Origin of the sequence: Rhodococcus chondri (assembly GCF_036327435.1) — a bacterium.
Classification (GTDB): Bacteria; Actinomycetota; Actinomycetes; order Mycobacteriales; family Mycobacteriaceae; genus Rhodococcus; species Rhodococcus chondri.
This window is the reverse complement of the sequence record NZ_JAUZMZ010000320.1, coordinates 1-2534: the sequence shown is the minus strand read 5'-3', so window position 1 is coordinate 2534 and position 2534 is coordinate 1. Positions and strand designations below refer to the sequence as shown.

At 71.4% G+C, this 2534-nt stretch carries 2 protein-coding genes; one reads left to right on the top strand and one right to left on the bottom strand.

What is annotated here, in order from left to right; translation table 11 throughout:
* Positions 1 to 118: 118 nt before the first annotated feature.
* Positions 119 to 1000 (top strand): sucrase ferredoxin, encoded by an 882-nt coding sequence (locus Q8814_RS25650; RefSeq protein WP_330154761.1) that lies wholly within the window; start codon positions 119 to 121, stop codon positions 998 to 1000.
* A 7-nt stretch (positions 1001 to 1007) separates the two neighbouring features.
* On the opposite strand, the gene Q8814_RS25645 is transcribed toward Q8814_RS25650, so the two are convergent.
* A partial coding sequence (locus Q8814_RS25645; RefSeq protein WP_330154760.1) for an SDR family oxidoreductase occupies positions 1008 to 2534 on the bottom strand: 1527 nt, incomplete at its 5' end.

The window sequence follows — 2534 nt, the reverse complement described above, 5'->3', positions numbered from 1 at the left end:
ACTGGGTGCTCGGGCTCGCCTGCTTCGCGTACCTGTCGCAGGGATTCCTGCGGGTATGGGGGCGGGCCGCGGTGCGCCGGCTGCGCGGGTAAGGCTACTCATCGGACACAATGAGCTGGTGACCGACTCTCTGCCTTCGACCTGTTCGGCACTGTCCGCGCTCGACGAGCCGCTGCCCGGCACCGCCGCGACCGCGCCCGGCTATGTGTGCCTGGAGTTCCGCTCCGGCTGGGGGCGCGACATTCTCGACGGGACGGCGCTGGGTCCGGAGCTGTCCGCGGAGCTGTCCGCACGCGCGGACGCTGCCGGGGTGCGTCTTCTGTTCGTCAGACGGCCCGGGCGCGACACGGTGCGGTCCGGTCACACGGCCCTGCTCGCCCGCACCGAACCGGAACACGCCTGGTGCGAGCGGCTCGAAATCGCCGGTCCCGACGACCTCCTCGAGCTGATCCCGCAGGTTGTCGCGCGTCCGGCGCCGGGAATCGGCGACCCGGTGTCGGAGCCGGTCGTGCTGGTGTGCGCGCACGGCCGGCGCGACCGATGCTGTGCCGTGCAGGGCCGTCCGCTCGCGGCGGCGCTGCAGGCGGAGGTCGGCGACGCGGTGTGGGAGTGCTCGCATACCGGCGGCCACCGGTTCGCTCCGTCGATGATCCTCCTGCCCACCGGCTATACGTACGGTCGGCTCGATGCGGTCGCCGGTGCCGAGGCCGTGCGGGCCGCGGCGCGCGGTGAGGTGTTCGCACCGGGGTTGCGCGGGCGCAGCACGTGGGATGCGGCAGGTCAGGCAGCCGAGATCGCGGTGCGTGAGATCGCCGGCGACCACGATGTCGCGGCATACACGGTCGAGACGACCGGTACGGAGACGGTCGTGCGACACCGCGACGGCCGCACGTGGCGGGTCGATCTCGAGACCCGGGAGCTGGCGCCGCGCCCGGCGAGCTGCGGCGCTGCTCCCAAACCGGTACGACCGGTGGTCGCGACGAAGGTGACTGCCCTGTAGCGGGGCGCTACCAGTGCACGCCCGGCACCAGACGCCCGAGACGGCGCAGTACGGCCGGCGCCGGCAGCACCGGAAGCGCCACGCCGGTACCGGCAGGTGCAGGACGCGGCTCCTCGCCTCGCGCAGCCGCCGAATCCGGTGAGGCGTGGTACAGGCGCGAGCGCACCCGGTGGACGAATCCGGGCGCGAACAGGCTTCCGAACTCGGCGAGGGTGCCGATCGGTACGTCGATGCGTTCGGGGCGCTCGATCAGGGCCCGCACCACCATGTCCGCGGCCTGCTCGGGGCTGGCGGCCGGCCCGTGGCTGTATTCCTCGGTGGGGGCGATCATCGGGGTTCGCACGAGTGGCATCCGAATGGTGGTGAAAGTGATTCCGTCGCTCAATGTTTCACCGGCCGCAACTTCGGCGAAGCCTTCGAGCGCCGACTTGGACGCGATGTAGGCGGCGAAGCGGGGTGTGCGCGCCGGCACCCCGGCGGTGCTGATGTTGACGATGTGCCCGAATCGGCGTGCGCGCATGTGCGGTAGCAGTGCCAAAGTCAGCCGGACCGCTCCGAAATAGTTGACGGCCATCGTGCGTTCGAAGTCGTGCATCCGGTCGGTCGAGTGGTACAGGCCGCGGCGGATCGAGCGCCCGGCGTTGTTGACGAGCATGTCGATGTGGTCGCGCTCCGCCAGGATCGTCTTGACGGTGTGCTCGACGGACTCGGGGTCGGTGAGGTCGCACGGGTACGCATGGGCGTGACCTCCGTCGCCGCGGATCTGTTCGACAACGGCGTCGAGTTCGCCCGCGCGTCGTGCGAGGAGCAGGACCGTCGCGCCTTTGCCGGCGACCGCGCCGGCGGTAGCCCGGCCGATACCGGACGAGGCGCCCGTGATGAGCACGTGCCGGCCGACGAGCGGGCCACGCGGGTCGTCGCGCCGGGCACGGTCGGGGTCCAGATGCGCACGCCAGTACTCCCACAGCACGGGTGCATAGTCCGCGAGAGCGGGCACGACGAGTCCGCTGCCGCGCAGCGCGTCGCGGGTGCTGCGCGTGGTGAACACGGTGGGCAGGGACATCTGCTCGAGCATCACCGGCGGAATCCGCAGGCGCTGCAACAGCAGACGTCGGACGGTGTCGAGTCCCGGGACCACCGTCGTCGTCAGCAGTGCCCGGACCGGCGCACCAGGCACGGACGCCACAGGTGTCGGCGCGCCGGCCGCGCGCGCGAATGCCGTGAACACGTCCCGCAGGGGCTGCGACTTCGGGGCGACGAGATGGAATGCGCGGCCGTCGAGCCCGTCACGATGCATCAGTTCGGTGATCGCATCGGCGACATAGTCGACGGGCACGATGTTGGTGGCGCCCAGATCGGGGAGGACGAGTGGCAACCGCGACGGCAGCGCGGCAAGCCGTGCGAGCGCCGGGAAGAAGAAGTACGGTCCGTCGATCTTGTCGATCTCACCGGTGGCGGAGTCGCCGACGATCACCGAGGGCCGGGACACGCGCCCCCGCCGGCCGCTGCTGCGCACCGCCGCCTCGGCCTCGCA